A 16,192-nucleotide genomic window follows, 5' to 3' on the forward strand; every position below is an offset into this window, starting at 1 on the left:
CTATTGACCGGTTAGGCCAAAGGAGCTACAATCTAACTGTCAAGATAAGCTTAACCGGTTATGGGGACCCAGTCAAGGACCACGGGGGAGGTCTGACCATGAGCCAGCTCCGGGATTCGATGGAGGCCTGGGCCCGGGACCACGGTTACAGGGTGGCCTTCGACCGGCCTGAGGTGCTCGACGTCGTCCGCGCCGATATCGAGGAACGCCGGCGCCGCGAGGAGTTCGATCGGGTCTTCTTCGACAGTGCCATCGCCACGTTACCGCTTCTAGGTCCGGCCGAGCTGGAGGGGATGAAGACCCTCCTTCTGGTCAGCGTCCCGCGGCCGGCTCATCGCCTGACCTTCCAAACCGCCGACGGCCCCTTCGAGGCGATCGTGCCCCCGACCTATCGGGAGTACCCTACGGCCATGAGGACGAGGGAGCAACTGCTGGCCGGTCCGCTGGCCGGCTACCGGCTGACCAGGGTCGGCTCGCCGATCAAGGGCGCCGCCGCCCGGCTGGGTCTGGCCCGCTACGGCCGGAACAACATCACCTACGTTCCCGGCTTCGGCAGCTATCACCAGCTGGTCGGCCTGTTGACCGACGCCGACCTGGGGGTGGATACGGCCGGGGGGAGGGCCTCTGGGGACCCGGCTGAAGTCCCGCTAATGGCCGAGGAGTGCGAAGGTTGCTGGGCCTGCCGCGCGGCCTGCCCGACGGGGGCCATCGGCGACGACCGCTTCCTCCTGCACACCGAACGCTGCGTCACCTTTTGGAACGAGAGCGATTGGTCGTGGCCGGACTGGATGAGCCCGACCGCCCACAACTGCATCGTCGGCTGCCTCGCCTGCCAGGAGGCCTGTCCCCAGAACGCCGGCCGCCTGCGGTGCGAACCCCTGGGACCGGCCTTCACCGCCGAGGAGACCGGGTGGGTCCTGGCCGGCCCGCCAAAGGACGGGGACGGGGGCCGGGACGGGGGTGCGGTCGCGACAGCAAGCGCGGCCCAATGGGCGGCCATCGTCGCCAAGCTGACCGAACTGGGCTTGAACGGCTACGAGACGATCGTCACCCGCAACCTCAGCGCCCTCATGGAGGCCCGCCGGGCCGGCTGAGCCTACACCCCCAGCACGTTGAAGCCGTTGTCGGCGTGGATGACCTCGCCGGTGACGCACCGCGACAGGGGCGAAGCCAGGAACAGCCCGACGTCGCCGACCTCCTCGACGGTGATGTTCCGGCGGAGCGGGGCCCGCTCCTCGACCACGTCGCGCAGGTGGCTAAGGCCCTTCACGGCGCTGGCGGCCAGGGTCTTGAGGGGACCGGCGGAAATGGCGTTGACCCTGATGTTGGCCGGTCCCAGCTCGGCGGCCAGGTAGCGCACGTTGCACTCGAGGGCCGACTTGGCCGTGGCCATGACGTTATAACGCTCGACGACCTTCTCGGCGGCCAGGTAGGTCATCGTCATGATCGACCCGCCGCCGGCCGCCTCCATCAGCGGCCGCGCGTGGCGGGCCGCCTCGATCAGCGAGTAGGCCGAGACGTGGTGGGCCAGCGCGTAGCCATCCCAACTGATGTCGGTGAAGGTCCCGATGAGGTCCTCCCGGTTGGCGTAGGCCACCGAGTGGACGAGGACGTCGAGCCGGCCCCAGTCCCGGCCGACCTGTTCGAAAAGGGTCTTGACCTCTTCGCCCTTGAGGACGTCACACGGATAGATCGGCACCCGCTCCCCGCCGGGCAGTCCCCCGACCAGCTCCTCCACGTTCTCCTTGAAGCGGTCGTCGGCATAGGTGAAGGCCAGATCGGCCCCCTCGCGTTGAAGGGCCTGGGCGATCCCCCAGGCGATCGAGCGCTTGTTGGCGACCCCCATGATCAGACACTTCTTGCCGGCCATCAAAGCCATGCGGCTTGTCCCCCGTTCGGTTAAGACGTGACCATTAAGACCAGATGCCAAGGATGGTTCGACGCCGGGCGGGTCGACTCCTCTCTACCAGAGGGGGAGGAGGGAGCCGTTGCCGGTGCGTTCCTTGATGTAGCCCAGCAGCCAACCGTAGGCGGTGGGGACGACCAGCGTCAGAAACGCACCGCCCGGCGACACGGCCGCCCTCGCGGCCAACAACAACAGACCCAGGTGGAGCAAGCCGAACGAGGCGGCCTGGAGACCATTTCCCCAGGCGAAGCCAAGCCGGGTGATGAGGTCTGGACCCAGGCCGTCACGAGTAAGGCGTTGATGCCTCCGGCGGATAAACCCATAGCCCGCAACCGTCCGGTCACAGTGGCCTGGCCCGCGACGATCGGCCCGAATCCGGGCCACACCGAGGCGAGCAGGATCAGCGGCGCGATTGCCAGAACGCAGGCCGTCGCCAGCCGCAGGCTCCGCGGTTCAGGCCGGTGAAAGCCCAAGTACCGGAGAACAGCCTGGGAAAGACTTCCTCCCCGGGCTTTCACTTTCCTTCGAGCCCTGGCGGAAAGGCCTTACGCGCTCATCCCCCAGCGCCTGATGGTCCGCCGCTCGATGGCCTTGAACCCGGCGTCCATCAGTAGGCCGATGGCGATGATCAGGACCAGCCCGACGAAGACGGCCGCTGTCTCCATCGCATAGCGTTGCTTGTAGATGAACCAGCCGAGGCCGCCGTGCCCGCCGGTGGCCCCGAAGACCAACTCGGCGGCGATGACCGTCCGCCAGGAGTAGGCCCAGGCCAGCTTGATCCCGGCGACAATGTAAGGCAGGGCGGCCGGGAAGTAGACGTCGCGGACCAGCCTCCAGCCGCTCAGGCCGAGGTTGCGCCCAACACGAACGAGCGTCTCCGGCACGGCGGCGAAGCCGGTGTACATATTCAGCGACAGGGACCAGACGATCGAGTGGAGCAACACGAAGAGGAGCGACCTCCAACCGAGCCCGAACCAGAGGAGAGCCAGGGGCAGCAGGGCGATGGCCGGCAAGGGGTTGAGCATGGCGGTGAGGGTCAGGAGGAGGTCGCGGGCCGTCCGCGAGATGATCGCCAGGGTGGTGAAGAGGATCGAGATGAGCAGGCCCGCCAGCATCCCGCCCCCCAGGAGGACGAGGGTGGTCCAGATGTAGGGGAAGAGCTCACCGGTCCTGATCAGCTGAAGAAAAGACACGAAGACAGCCGACGGCGGGGGCAGCAGGATCGGGGTGACCTTGGTCAGCCGGCAACCCGCCTCCCAGACGACCATCAGCCCGAGGGCGATCTGCAGTTCGCGCGGGAAGAACCGGGCCAGCCTGGTCCCGAAGGATGGGCGGAGCTTGTTCACGATCGCATCCCCCCGAAGGCCGCCACTTGGAGCAGCGATCGGACTTCCCGACAGAGGGCGGCGAAGTGGACCGAGGTCGGGGTTCGGGCCTCCTCGTCGGGGGCGATGACCGTCTTGACCCGCCCCGGCCCCTCGGTCAGGATGACGATGCGGTCGCCGAGCATGACCGCCTCGTCGATGCTGTGGGTGACGAAGAGGATGGTCTTGCGGGTGCGGGCCCAGATGTTCAGGAGCTCCTCCTGCATCAGGGTCCGCGTCTGGGCGTCGAGGCTGCCGAAGGGCTCATCCATGAGGAGGATCTCCGGCTCGACGGCCAGGGCCCTGGCGATGGCCGCCCGCTGCTTCATCCCGCCCGACAGGGCGTGCGGGTAGAAGCCGGCGAAGCGGAGCAGGCCGACCAGGTCGAGGTAGTGGCGGGCCCGCTCGGCGGCCGCGGCGGCCGGGGCTCCCTTGGCCGCCCTGACCGCGTAAGCCACGTTCTCCTGGACTGTCTTCCATGGGAAGAGCTGATCGAATTCCTGGAAGACGACCATCCGATCGGGGCCCGGGCCCTTGACCGGTCGGCCGTCCACCAGGACCGAGCCCTCCCGTGGGGAGATGAAGCCGGCCACGGTCTTCAGGAGGGTCGACTTGCCGCACCCGGAAGGCCCGAGGAGGACGAGCTTCTCGCCGTCCCTGAGGCTGAACGAGGCCCTCTCGATGGCCGTGTGGGCGCGGCCTTCAACGGTGTAAACGATCTTGACGTCCCGCACCTCCAGGCGCTCTGGGCGGGGACCGGCGGCGACGATGGGCATCCTCATCCCCCCGGGCACGGGTGGGTTGGAGCTGGGGCGGCGCGAAGGCTGGGGCGGCGCGAAGGCCGGGCCGGGGCGACCCGGCCCGCCTCAGTCGCCCTTCAGCTTTTGCAGGTTGGGGAAGCAGACCTCCTGCCAGTTGGCCGGGACCTTCTTGATGTAGCCATAGCGCTGCATGGCCTCGGCGTAGTGGATCACGCCGCGGGGGGTGATGTCCCAGGCCGTCCGCGGCGCGGTCAGGTAGGCCAGGTACTCGTCGGCGGTGGTCTTCTTGTCGACGGCGGCGAGGATGCCCGCGCACTCCTTGGGGTTCTCCCGCATCAGGGTCAGGGCTTCCTCAAGGGCCCCGACGAAGGCCTTGTAAGCCTTGGGGTTATCCTTGTAGAAAGGGCCCGAGGCCACGGCGACGATGTAGGAGAACGGCCCGCCGAAGGCGTCGAAGGCGTCCAGGACGACCCCGAGGTTGGCCTGCTTCTGGAGCTTGTTCTGGTAGGGCGGGGCGCCGAAGTAGGCGCTGATGTCGCCCTTGCCGGCCATCAGGGCGGCCGTAGCGGCCGGGTGGGGCATGGCGACGATGTTGTTGTCGAAGTAGGTGGCCTTGTTAAACTGTTTCTCGGCGGCCATCGCCAGGATGATGTGCTGGTTCGAGCCGGGGCCGGGGAGGGCGATCTTGTCCTTGGCCTTGAAGTCCTTGAGCGAGGTGATCTTGTCTTTGGGGGCCATCATCAGCAGGGTCATCTGATCAAGGGCGCCGGCGATCTTCCAGTCGACCCCCTTATCCCAGCCGATCAGGAACGGCGGGATGCCGACGAACCCCACGTCCAGCTGTCCGGCGACCATGGCCTCGCGGACGGCCCCGCCCGACCCGAACTGCAGGCGTTCGATGGTCACCCCCGGCAGGCGCTTCTCGATGAGCTTCTTCTCCAGCATGATGGTGACCGGCGCGTACCCCAGACCGAACTGATCAGCCATCCGGATCTTGCTCGGGGTGGCTTTCTTGGCGCAACCGGCCCCCCCAAAGACAAGACCGACCACGAGGGCGACGGCGACCACGGCGGCCAGCCCCCTGGTCATCTTCATGGTGATTCCTCCCCGCACGATGTGTGGTTTCAGGGCGCGGCGGGGCGGGCCCCGCGTGGCCCGCCGACCGGTCCCGAGCCCCTTGTTTACAGAGTATTCGCCTGGCGGGCGGCGGGTTCGAAGGGGGGGGGGACCACACCGGGCCAAGCGGAAGACAGAAGGACCCGGGCGCCCTCAGGGCGGCGCCCGGGTCTAGTTGACCCATCGGCACCATCTAATCAACCCAACTGTCTGACCTTCGCGATCCTGGTCGACCGCCCCACCTTTTCCCGCCGGATTATGGCCGTGAGGCCGAGCGCGCTCAGGAAAGCCGGGAGCAATCCGAGCAAGAGGCCGTGTTCGACGAGCCAATCCTGATTGATCTTGGTGAGAGCCAACAGATTCCCGACGGTGACGGGCCAATGGTCCCGCCAGAGGAGGTAGCCCAGGGACCTCCCTCCCGGTCACCCCTTCCGATTTGAGGTAGGCCGCGAGGGTCGCCAGGAACGTTTCCACTTGGGCCGGGCTAAGGGTGAGGTTCCCGGTCCTTATCTTGACCGCTAAGCGATTATCGGCGAAGCCGATATCTAGGACCCTAAGCTCGGATCGGGAATCCTCGAGGAACTTCCGGAGCTTGTCCCGTCGCCCCTCATCCAGGCCGGGCAACTTCCCCAGAGGACCCGGCACGGTCATGCCCCCGTATCGCGTCATCCATAGGATCCAGGTTCATCCCGACGGGCTGCTACTCCTGCCACTTCCTGGCGGGCTGTAAATCGGCAGGGGAGACGCGGGCAGTCGCCGAACAAGCCGCCTTCGGCGGACGGGCGACGAGGTGGGGGGCCCACGCCCGGAGAACTGCAGAGGGTCTCGAATGATTGTCTTGGCGGAACAAACCCCACGGCCCGTCCGTCTCAGTAGGAGCGAAGGAAAGCCCCATGCCCAAGCAAGGCCCCATGCCCAAGCAAGGAGGATGCCACTTGTCCCGCCTCGTCAAAGCCTCAGCCATTGCCCTAACCATCGCCGTCGCCATCGCCCTCACCGCCGCCTCCCTCGGCCTTGCCGGGTGCTCCCGCAAGGCCAAGCAACCTGGCAACGGCGGCTCGCCGAGTGCCGGGGACCCCGCCACGACCGCGCCCGGAGCGGGTACGCCCGTGGGCGATAAGATCACCACTTACGCCGACGGGCGTCTGACCGCCGGCCCCTTCCCCTTTGCCCAGAACGGTTTCTACTTCATCTGGACCGGTCCGAACGGGCTGGCCGTCGACATCGCCGGCAAGCTCGAAGGGCTGGTCGACGTCGCCGGTAAGCGCTATCTCTCGGCCTCCTCACTGGAGGGGACCTACGCCGCCGGCCCCGATGGCGCCAAGGTCGCCTTCAGCCGGGGCGGCCGGTTGGTCGTCAAAGACCTGAAGAGCGGCGACGAGCGGACCTGGAGCCTGAGCAAGTCCGGAAAGGACCACCCGGAACTGGCCAACGATGTCCTCCTTTGGTCGCCGAACGGCCGCTTCCTGGTGGGCGCCCTGACCTTCTACGACAGCGCCGACGCCCTCGGCAAGCTCTGGGTCCTCGACCTGGAGACCGGCAAGATGACGGTTATCTCGGGCTTCGAGGCCAACCACTGGTTCAACCAGCCGACCTGGTCCGAAGACGGAAACCAGGTCGTCCTCAGGCACTACCTCGAGGGCTACACGGAGAGCAGCTACTCCCAATGGGTCCTGCTCGACCTGGCCAAGGCCGAGTCGAAAGTGGTCGTCCCGCCCGATTCGGCCATGGTTGACTACGCCTTCACCTGGGGATCGAGTGGGGGTGTTCAGGCCACTCCGGTCAACGTCGGACCCGGGGGTGTCCGGGCGATCGGCTATGACCCCACCAGCCGTCGCTTCGAGTACGACCTCTATGAGGGCGGACCTGACGTGCCGTTCGTGGCCACCGAACTGTGCTTCGTCGATCACGACGGCCAAGCCAAGGCCCGGGTCGAGCTGCAGCCGGCCCTGGCGCAGGCCGGTCTGCCCTCCGGCGAGCTGTCGGCGTTGAACTTCCAGACGACCTGGTCGGCCGACGGCGAGTACGTCCTTCTGCAGGGGCTGGCCAGGGACACCAAGGACAACATCTACGGCCTCAACGGCATTGTCCGGTACGCCGAGAAGTCGGTCCGCTTCGCCCCGATCAAGCCCCAGAAGAGCGTCCCGCAACCGATGCTGTCCCCCGAGTACGTCTGGAACGGCCCGCTGGCCCTGATCATCACCGACGACAATCGCACCCTCCAGGTCCTCGACGCCAGGACGATGAAAGCCACGCAGGTCGCCGAGGGCCAGGACATCATCTTCTACGAGTGGTCCAACGGGAAAGCGGTTTACGTCACCCCCAACGAGGTTTCCGCAGTCACGCCGGGCGATGGCAACAAGAAGGTCCTCCTGTCGGCGGGCAGCGGCGAGGTCTTCATCCTCTCGACCATCCCTTCCCCGGATGGCCGCTATCTCGCCCTGACCAATGACCACCCGGCCGACAGCACCTTCAAGATCGAGGTTCTCGACCTCAGCGCGGTGAGGTAGAAGTGAACATGGAGCCGCGCAGGTACGGCAACAGCCCGAGCCGCCGGCTCGGGCTGTTCATGTCGCTGTCGTAAGAACCGGTGAAGACCTCCCGGGACCCATTGCCCGCCGGTGCCCTCGGCCACGGCGATGGCGGCCATCGGGTCCCAGACCAGCTCGACCCCGAAGGGCACCTTGACCTTCGGCAGGACCTCGCCCCTCCGAGGTCTGATCCACCTCCACCTCTCGCCCCCCGGGGACTACCTGGCAAAGATAAAGATGAAGACCGGGAGGATGATTGGAGCTCCGAGGGCGCTGAAGAACTGGTTCAGAGTCATTACTTCACACTCCCCCTACGTTTTTCCCTTCAGCCTACGGGCTACGGGTTGCGGCAATCGGCCGACAAGCGCGACCTACGAATCCCCCCTTTCTCGGGCTTCTGTCACCAGGTCCTAGCAACGGGCGCTAACCTCCCGCCTTCACCTTGATTCCCCAATTCCGAACCGTCAGGTAAGTCTCCGGCAGGAGGAATCGGCAACCGGTCGACCCAAAGGTTTACTAAGTCGGGAGCCGCGCCGCCCGCGGGACCCCAAGGGTACTTCGAATCGAGGTACCTACCATGAAAAAGCGGCGGGCGAAGGGCTCGCCCGCCACCTTTCGACAAACCGCCGTCTTCCCCCGGTCGGCCCGTTCATTTGTCCCTCATCGCCCGTCCTTCGCGGTCGCACCGTCCTTCCCCGCGTGTCCGCCGAGGCTCCCGGCCACCAGCCCGATGACCTCCTCCGGCTTGGCCGCCTCGACGATCGCCCGGCCGAGTTTCTTCCGGCGGATGGCGGCCAGGAGTTCGTAGAAGCGCATCCCGGTCACGTCGTCGAGGGCCAGGAGCGGGATGATCACCAGGCGAACCCGCAACTCCCTGGCCGGATCCTCGACGAGCTTGAAGGGGATCGCCTGCTTCAAGGTGACCAGGGCGACGGCCGTCTTGCGGGTGTAGGTCGGCCCGGCGTGCGGCATCGCCAGGGGCACCGGCATGTTCAGGGCCGAGCCGAACTGGGCCTCTCGCTTCAGGAGGGCCTTGACGAAACCCCGCTTGGCGTACCCCCGTTGGACCAGGAACCGGCCGACCTCGGCCAGCAGCCGGCGGGAGTCGGCGTAGGTCCGATTGAGGAGGGTCGTCTCCGGGGTCAGGAGTTGGACCGCGGTCCGGTGGATCAGGTCGCGCTCCGGTTTGGCCTGAATGGCGGCAAGGATGCGGCGGCGATCGTCGGCCGTGAAGAGCGGCGAGATGACCACCACCGGCGCGTCGACGGGCGGCAGGGCGACGGTTGAGACGATCAGGTCGACCTGCGAGGTCATCCGGCCCTTGACGACGTCCTCGTATGTGCCGACCTGGACCACATCGACCTGCGGCAGCAGGTTGGTCAACTGCCAGAAGAGGAGGGTCGAGGCGGACAGGGCGGTCGTGCAGACCAGGGCTACCCGCTTCCGCCGCTGCAGCCGGTACTTGACCTTCTCCAACCCGGCGGCCACGTGCATGGCCACGTAGGTGCCTTCAAGGACCGGCACCTTGCGGCCGAGCCGCTGCGACAGCCGCTCGGTGAACATCAGCCCGACCCCGAAGGCCAGCGGGTGCTGGCGCTTGATCTCCTCGGTCGGGCCCTCGGGTTCGAGCGGCAGCCCGAAGCGGAGCTTGCGCAGGGTCACTCCGATGTGGGTGGCCAGCAACCGGAGGAAGTCCTCGTCCTTGGCCAGCGGGACGCCGAAGACCTCCTCCGCGTCGTGGGCCACCTCGTTGGCCAGACGCTCGGCCTCCCCGCCCGGGGCGGCGTCTGTCACCGGCCTGGGTTGGAGCTTCTTGGCGCAGATGAAGTTCAGGGTGAGGTGGGTCGCTTCGGCCGGCGAGAGCTTCACCCCGCAGGCCTTCTCGACCGACCGAACGTGGCGGGTGACCAGCTTGTGCTCGCTGGTCCCAAGGAGGCTCTGGAGGTCGCCGAGGTCGTCCGGGACCCGTCGGCCGTCCCGCAGGCGGACCACGGTGATGGCGACGTAAAGGGCCAGGGCCACATAGTCCGACTCGATCAGTTCGGCCTTCGCGTCGCGCTGGAGCTCGTCGAGGAACCGGCGGACCGGGGCGAAGTCGAAGTCGCCGAGGACCGGTCGCCCATCCCGCCAGGCGGCCGGGTCCGCCAACTTCACCTCGTTCCCCTGGACGAGGTACTGGACGACGGCGTTCCGCAGGTCGAACTCCCGGGCCACCAGGGAATAGCCGACCCCCGACTTGCCGACCAGGGCCAGGCGCCGTTCGGCCAGCCACTCCTTGACCGCCTTGATGTCCTTGACGATGCTCGGCCGGGAGACGCCGAACTCCTCGCACCACTGGTCGAGGGTCGGCAACTCGGGCGAGAGCAGGAAGCGGACGACCATCCTCCGCCGGCGTTCGTGGGAGTCGAGGGCGCCCTCCCCCTCGACCGCCGCCGCCGCCACGTCGTGCCGCAGACGCGCGCGAACCTCCGGGGCGGCTTCGATGGAGAGGCCCTGGCGCCGGCCCCGGGGAAGGAGGGCCCCCCGCTCCGCGCAATAAGATGCCAGGGCCGGCAAATCGGCCCTCAGAGTCCGTTCCTTGACCCCGAGGGCCCGTGCCGCCTCCGAGGCCGGCTGTGGTCCGGCCGCCTCCAGTAGGTATTGCAGTTCCTTGAGCTGTCTGGCGTTAAGACCGGCCATGTTCCTCCGACCCGTTCTTCCGCTTCCGCTTGCCGCTTCCGTTTCCGCCTGCCGCTCCCGTCCGCGCCGCCCTAATGCTCGCCGAAGCCCGATTCGATCAGGGACTTGAGGGCGGCCACGGCCTCCGCCTCATCCTCACCCGAGGCCTCGAGGACGATCTTCGCCCCCTTGCCGGCGCCGAGGCTGAGGACGCCGATGATGCTCTTGGCGTTGACCTTCAGGTCATCCTTGGCCACGTTGATCCTGGACTTGAACTTGTTGGCCGCCTGCACGAACTGGGCCGCCGGCCGGGCATGCAGCCCGACGCTGTTGGTGATGGTCACTTCCGCCTTCGCCATGATCAGTCCTCCAAAACGGTTCTTAACCTGCTGACGTTGTTGGCGACGTCGCCGCCCCGCCACAGGTAGCGGCCGACGACGAACTCAGTCGCCCCCTGGTCGGCCAGAGCGGCGGCGTTGGCCTCGCCCACTCCGCCGTCGACGATGATGGCCACCGGGGCCGCCCCGAGCAGCCTCTTGGCCTCGGCCACCCGGGCCGGGGCGCCCTCGATGTACTTTTGGCCCTCCAGGTCCGGTTCCGAGGTCAAGAGCAGCAGGCAGTCCAGTTCCCCGGCCAGGTAGGGCAGGGCCCCGAGGGGCGTGCCCCAGTTGAAGGCCAGGCCGGCCCGCTTGCCCAGGGACCGGATCAGCCGGATCGTCCGCAGCGGATAGGGACAGGCCTCGACGTTGACGACGATGATGTCGGCCCCGGCCAAGGCCACCTCGGGGAGATGGTCCTCCGGGTGCCGCAGCATCAGGTGGACCTCGAAGGGCAGCCGACTATGGGGCCGCAGGTCGCGGACGACGAAGGGGCCGACGGTCAGGTTGGGGGAGAAGGAGCCGTCTTCGAGGTCGATGTGGATCAGGTCGACGTGGCGGCTGAGCTCCTCCGCCGCCGCGCCGAGGGCGGCCTGGTCGGCCGCGGCCAGCGAGGCCGAGATGAGGGCCTTGCGGGGGTTCCGGGCCCCGCGGGGGTCCCGGGCCTTCCGCTCGCCCACCCCTCACGCCCCCCGGGCGTGTCTGACCGCACCCATGAACTTCTTGACCCTGGCCGTCTCGACCGGGTTCCAGGTCACGCCGTCATGTTTGAAGTAGGTCCCGACGACGGCCGCGTCCGCGTGCTCCAGGAATTCCCCGATGTTGTCGGGGTTGCAGCCGGTGTTGACGATCACCGGGACATCGCCCACCGCCCGCTTCACCTCGGCGAGGGTCGACTTGTCCACGGCGTGGCCGGTCATCGGACCGGAGACACAGATGGCGTCAGGCAACGACCCGAAAGCGACGGTCTTGGCGATGGCGGCGATGGAGCGGCAGTCGAGCCTGTCGGTGAACTCGGCGTTGATGTTCATGAACAGCTTGACGTCCTTGGCGTCGATGGCCATTCGGTAACGGGCCGCGTCGCCGATGTTGGTGTTCCAGAGGCCCATGTCACCGGCGTAGGCCCCGGTGAAGATCTCCCGGACGAAAGAGGCCCCGGTGGCCTTGCCGACGGCGACGGCGGCGATCGGGTCCCAGAGGATGTCGACGCCGAACGGCACCGAGACCTCGGAGACGAGCTTCGAGACGACGGCGGCCATCACGGCGATGGTCTCGGGCCCGGCCTTCAGCCGGTATGGGCGGTCGTTCTCGTTGCAGAACATGACCGCGTCGACGCCGCCCTCCTGGAGGGCCTCGAGGTCGCGACGGAGCCCGTCCTCGATCCCCCGGACTCCCTTGACCGGGTCATAGAGCGGCCCGCCGGGCAGTGGGATGGCGTGGACCATGCCGATGATCGGCTTCTTGCCGAAAGAGAACGCGGGCTTTTCCACTGGCCAAGACCCCTTTCTCGAAAAAAGGCCGGTGATTTTGGCTGGAGCCATCCTCATCGGATGGCTCCAGCGTCTGTCCTTGCGGTTAGTCGGGCGGTTCGCCAGCGGTACTGTTCCTTACTTCGCGGCTTCGGCCGTCTCATCGTAGCCGGCCGCCCGGAACCAGGCCTTCTTGCGGGACTTGAAGGCCCATAGGGCGACGGCGTAGACGGCGACGACCGCGACGATCGTCAGCGGGTTGCCCATGGCGTGGTAGATGACCCAGTGGAACCAGCTGATCCCCTCGGACCCGGCGCCGATCCCGCTGGTTCCGACGGCAACCTGCCAGCCGGCGTCGACGGCGGTCTTGGTGAACATCGGGGTGATGTTGGTGATGATGAGGTCGCCGATGGCGATGTAGATCGTGGAGATGATCGTGTTCTTGAGGATGTTACCCTTGGTCACCGGGGTGATCAGGGCCACAAACCACGGGAAGGAGACCAGGTCGGCGATCCACAGGAAGCGGTTGTACGGTAGGAGGACCATGAGGACGACGGTGATCGGGATCATCAGCAGGGCGGTGGACAGGGTGGCCGCCTCGCCGACGCAGAGGGCGGTGTCCATCCCGAAGTTGATCTCCCGAGTCGTGCCGCGCTTGGAGAACATCTCCCGGACCTGCTTGGAGATGGGGACCAGGCCGGCCATCAGGATCTGCGGCATGAGTGGGAAGATGTGCATCACGGCGGCGACGACGATGCCGTCGGTGAGGATGGTCACCCAGGCTTGGAAGGTGCTGAGGGACTGCCAGTAGGCGGCGATGCCGATCAGGAGGCCGATGACCAGGCCGATGAACCACGGCTCGCCGAAGATCCGCATCCGCTTCTTGATCGTCTCGGGGTCGAACTTGACCTTGTCGAGGCCGATCCGGTCGAGGATCCAGTTGAGTCCGACGGCGAAGGGGATGTACTCGACCGAGCTGATGGTGGTAAAGGACACGCCCTCATAACCGTAGTACTGCTGGGCTGAGGGCTGCATCCAGTCGGCGAAGAGGAGCGAGAACAGCTCGGCGATGATGGCGGCGCCGAAGCCGAGCCAGAGGTTGCCGGTGAAGGCGACGGTCAGGGCGCCGACGAAGGCGTAGTGCCAGAAGTTCCAGACGTCGAGGTTTAGGGTGTCGGTCATCTTCAGGCCTAGGGCGATGAGGTTGACGACGATGGCGAGAGGAATGACCAGGAGGCCGACTCTCGAGGCGTAGGCGATGGCGGCGGCGGCGCCCCAGCCCACGTCGAGGTAGGGCAGGTTGACTCCGGAGTTCTTGACCATGTCGTTGACGCTCGGGGTGATCTGGGTGGTGAAGAACCCGACCACCATGTTGATGCCGGTCAGGGCGATACCGATCAACAGCGCGGACTTGAAGGCGTCACGCGGCTTCACCCGGAGGGCGACGGCGAAGATGAAGATGAAGACCGGGAGGATGATCGGCGCGCCGAGGGACGAGAAGAATTGATTGAGGGTCATCCGTACTCCTCCTAACCAAGATATGGCTACTTGCCCTGGAGCTTGGCGACGATGTCGTCAATGACCTTCTCGGTTCCGATGCCGGTGAGCAGGGGGACGGCGTTGACCACGGGGACACCGAAATCGCCCTTCAGGGCGCAGGTGCTGGCGATCAGATCGACGCCGGCCAGGTTGGCGGCCACGGAGAAGACATCCGTCTGCTTGATCGTGACCTGTAAACCGCGCTCCTCCAATTTCTCCCTGAGTTCCATGGCGGCGGCCGTCGAGGTGGCGATACCGCTGCCGCAGACCACCAGAATCGTCTTTGTGCTAGCCATCTTGTCCCACTTCCCCTTCTGATGACGCAAGGGCGCTCGGGCTGGAGGAACTCGGTCTGGGGCCCGGGGAGGCGGTCATGACCAGGGCTTGATCTCGAACTTGATCCCCTTCTGGTTCATGTGGGCGTCCAAGGCTTCCTTGGTCTTCTCCAGCGGGTAGACCCCGCTGATGTAGTCCTCGGCCTTGATGGCCCCCCGGGACAGGAGATTGAAGGCGACGACGGTTTCGTAGGCGCTGGCGCTGTAAGAACCCTTGATCGTCAGTTCATCATAATGAAGACGCTTTGTGTCCACGGTGATCTTGGTACCCGAAGGACACCCCCCGTACTCGACCACGGTCCCCCCTTTCCTCGCCAGTTCAATCGCCAGCTCCCAGGTCTGCGGCAGGCCGACCGACTCGATGACGACGTCGGGGCCGCGGCCGCCGTTGGCCTGTTCGCGCACCGCCTTGATCAGGTCCTCATGGTCGTCGGGGTTGATCAGCAGGTCGGCGCCGAGCTTGCCGGCCGTCTCCCGACGCTCGTTGTTCTTCTCGATGCTCATAACGTAGGCCCCGCGCATCTTGGCCAGCTGGGTCTGGAGAAGGCCCATCGGGCCGGCGCCGATGATGGCCACGGTGTCGCCGATCTTCAGGTCGCCCATGTTCACCCCGTGGAGGGCCACCGAGACCGGCTCGACCATGGCCGCCTGCTCGTAGGACATCCCCTCCGGGACGACCAGCAGGTTCTGCTTGACGATGGGGGCGTGGACGTTGATGTACTGGGCGAAGCCGCCGCCCATCTGGACGTATTCGTCGAAATCGGTCTCGATTCCCTCGCACAGGTTGTCCTGGTCACGCATGCAGTAGAAGCAGTACTGGCAGCCGGCGCCGTTCGAGGTGACCAGCCCCTTGCCGATCAGGCCGGGATCGATCCCCTCGCCGACGGCGATGACCTCGCCGGCATACTCGTGACCGACCGGGAACGGCGGCTTCAGGAAGGGATAGCCGCGCTTGTAGATCTTGACGTCGGTCCCGCAGGTCAGGGCGGCCATCACCTTCAGTTGGACCTCGCCCTTGCGGGGCTCGTCGATGGGATGCTCCTCGATCCGCAGGTCCAGGTTCCCGTAGCACATGGCCATCTTGTTGATGCCTTTCATCAGAAGACCCCCTTGGGAATTGGTCGCCTCAGACGGCCTTGATCACCGGCGGCCGGCCCTCCGGCCCAAGCAGCGGGTCGGCCTCACGAAGGGCCTTGCGGCCGGCCTCCGGGATCGGCGCGACCTTGCCGAACTGCTTGGCCACCAGGAACATGGAGGCCGTCTGCTCGACCGCGCAGGCCGCGTCGAAGGCGTGCCAGAGGGTGGCTCCGACGGCCAACGGGCCGTGCTGCCCGAGGAGGACGATGTCGTTGTCGCCGAGGTACTTGAGGGCGCTCTGGCCGAGCTCCGGCGTGCCGGGGACCTCGAAGGGGGCGACCCGTATCGGCGAGGAACAGTAGACGCAGATCTCGTGCATGATCAGGGGGATCTCGGTGTTGGCGATGGAGCAGGCGGTGGCGTGGATGGAGTGGTCGTGGACGATGCCCATGACCTTCGGCATGGCCCGGAAGATCATCGTGTGCATCGGCCACTCACTGGACGGCCGGAGGTTCCCCTCGATGACCTTGCCAGTCTCGTCGATGACCGGGACGTCCTCCGGCTTCATCGTCCGGTAGGGGACGGAGGTCGGCTTGATGACGATCAGGCCGGTCTTCGGGTCCCTGGCCGAGAGGTTGCCGCCGGTGTGCATGGTCAGGCCGGACCGGAGCATCTCCAGGCCGTAGAAGACGATCTCCTGGCGCAGTTCCTCAAGAAGCATTCGGTTCTCCTCCTTGACGTCGATTCGGGGTCCTTGGTCAGCGTCCGGGTCGGGCCTCGTCGGCCAGCCGGTGCTCCCGGGCCGGATCGAGCTCGAGCATCAGGCGGACGATGTCGACCGCCTCCTGCGGCGACGCGGCTTCGGTCAGGCGGGACAGGAAGCTCTGGTCCCGCAACCCCCGCATGAACCGCTGCAGCCACTTGACCTGGTCCCTCGGGTCGACCAGGGCGAGGAGGAAGACTATCCGCACGGACAATACGCTATCAGGGTTCCCCATCTCGTGAAATTCCACAGGGGGCTTGAGGACGCCCACCGCCAGGGCCGACCGCAGGACGTTG

Annotated in this window: 16 protein-coding genes; 2 read left to right on the forward strand and 14 right to left on the reverse strand. The window is 66.5% G+C overall.

All coding sequences use genetic code 11. From position 1 onward, the window contains the following. Positions 1-98: 98 nt before the first annotated feature. Positions 99-1,094, forward strand: coding sequence for a 4Fe-4S double cluster binding domain-containing protein (locus tag VGL40_15645; protein HEY3316697.1), 996 nt, complete (start codon positions 99-101; stop codon positions 1,092-1,094). A gap of 2 nt (positions 1,095-1,096) precedes the next feature. Here the strand turns inward: VGL40_15645 and VGL40_15650 are convergent, their stop codons facing one another. The 5 genes from VGL40_15650 to VGL40_15670 all read right to left on the reverse strand — a co-directional run bounded on the left by VGL40_15650 (position 1,097) and on the right by VGL40_15670 (position 5,126). Beyond that, the gene (locus VGL40_15650; GenBank protein ID HEY3316698.1) at positions 1,097-1,879 is read right to left on the reverse strand and encodes an enoyl-ACP reductase; all 783 of its coding nucleotides are present in this window, start codon (positions 1,877-1,879) and stop codon (positions 1,097-1,099) included. An 84-nt stretch (positions 1,880-1,963) separates the two neighbouring features. After that, complete coding sequence (locus VGL40_15655; GenBank protein ID HEY3316699.1) at positions 1,964-2,116, reverse strand: hypothetical protein; 153 nt, start codon at positions 2,114-2,116, stop codon at positions 1,964-1,966. Between the two features lie 335 nt (positions 2,117-2,451). Next, entirely contained in the window at positions 2,452-3,252 is an 801-nt protein-coding gene (locus tag VGL40_15660; GenBank protein HEY3316700.1) for an ABC transporter permease subunit, read from the reverse strand. Then, on the reverse strand, positions 3,249-4,046 hold the full coding sequence (locus VGL40_15665; GenBank protein HEY3316701.1) for an ABC transporter ATP-binding protein: 798 nt from the start codon (positions 4,044-4,046) through the stop codon (positions 3,249-3,251). Before VGL40_15665 ends, VGL40_15660 begins: the two co-directional genes overlap by 4 nt. Positions 4,047-4,136: 90 nt before the next feature. Further along, positions 4,137-5,126, reverse strand: coding sequence for an ABC transporter substrate-binding protein (locus VGL40_15670; protein HEY3316702.1), 990 nt, complete (start codon positions 5,124-5,126; stop codon positions 4,137-4,139). Positions 5,127-6,082: 956 nt separating this feature from the next. Between VGL40_15670 and VGL40_15675 the strand changes: the two genes are divergently transcribed. Continuing rightward, on the forward strand, positions 6,083-7,657 hold the full coding sequence (locus VGL40_15675) for a hypothetical protein (protein ID HEY3316703.1): 1,575 nt from the start codon (positions 6,083-6,085) through the stop codon (positions 7,655-7,657). Positions 7,658-8,338: 681 nt separating this feature from the next. Here the strand turns inward: VGL40_15675 and VGL40_15680 are convergent. The 9 genes from VGL40_15680 to VGL40_15720 all read right to left on the reverse strand — a co-directional run. Further along, positions 8,339-10,357, reverse strand: a complete 2,019-nt coding sequence (locus tag VGL40_15680) for a PTS sugar transporter subunit IIA (GenBank protein HEY3316704.1) — start codon at positions 10,355-10,357, stop codon at positions 8,339-8,341. Between the two features lie 71 nt (positions 10,358-10,428). Next, positions 10,429-10,695, reverse strand: coding sequence for an HPr family phosphocarrier protein (locus tag VGL40_15685; GenBank protein HEY3316705.1), 267 nt, complete (start codon positions 10,693-10,695; stop codon positions 10,429-10,431). A 2-nt stretch (positions 10,696-10,697) separates the two neighbouring features. After that, positions 10,698-11,393: a ribulose-phosphate 3-epimerase gene (locus VGL40_15690; protein ID HEY3316706.1), complete on the reverse strand. Its 696-nt coding sequence runs from the start codon at positions 11,391-11,393 to the stop codon at positions 10,698-10,700. Positions 11,394-11,396: 3 nt separating this feature from the next. Then, on the reverse strand, positions 11,397-12,203 hold the full coding sequence (locus tag VGL40_15695; GenBank protein HEY3316707.1) for a BtpA/SgcQ family protein: 807 nt from the start codon (positions 12,201-12,203) through the stop codon (positions 11,397-11,399). 117 nt (positions 12,204-12,320) lie between these two features. Further along, entirely contained in the window at positions 12,321-13,700 is a 1,380-nt protein-coding gene (locus VGL40_15700) for a PTS transporter subunit IIC (protein HEY3316708.1), read from the reverse strand. 26 nt (positions 13,701-13,726) lie between these two features. Then, on the reverse strand, positions 13,727-14,017 hold the full coding sequence (locus VGL40_15705; protein ID HEY3316709.1) for a PTS sugar transporter subunit IIB: 291 nt from the start codon (positions 14,015-14,017) through the stop codon (positions 13,727-13,729). A gap of 75 nt (positions 14,018-14,092) precedes the next feature. Beyond that, entirely contained in the window at positions 14,093-15,154 is a 1,062-nt protein-coding gene (locus tag VGL40_15710; GenBank protein ID HEY3316710.1) for a zinc-binding dehydrogenase, read from the reverse strand. Between the two features lie 28 nt (positions 15,155-15,182). After that, positions 15,183-15,854 carry a class II aldolase/adducin family protein gene (locus VGL40_15715; protein ID HEY3316711.1) on the reverse strand — a complete coding sequence of 224 codons (672 nt, stop codon included), beginning with the start codon at positions 15,852-15,854 and terminating at the stop codon, positions 15,183-15,185. Positions 15,855-15,891: 37 nt separating this feature from the next. Continuing rightward, a partial coding sequence (locus VGL40_15720; GenBank protein HEY3316712.1) for a PTS sugar transporter subunit IIA occupies positions 15,892-16,192 on the reverse strand: 301 nt, incomplete at its 5' end.

The organism is Bacillota bacterium, assembly GCA_036504675.1.
Classification (GTDB): Bacteria; Bacillota; Sulfobacillia; order JAJYWN01; family JAJZPE01; genus DASXUT01.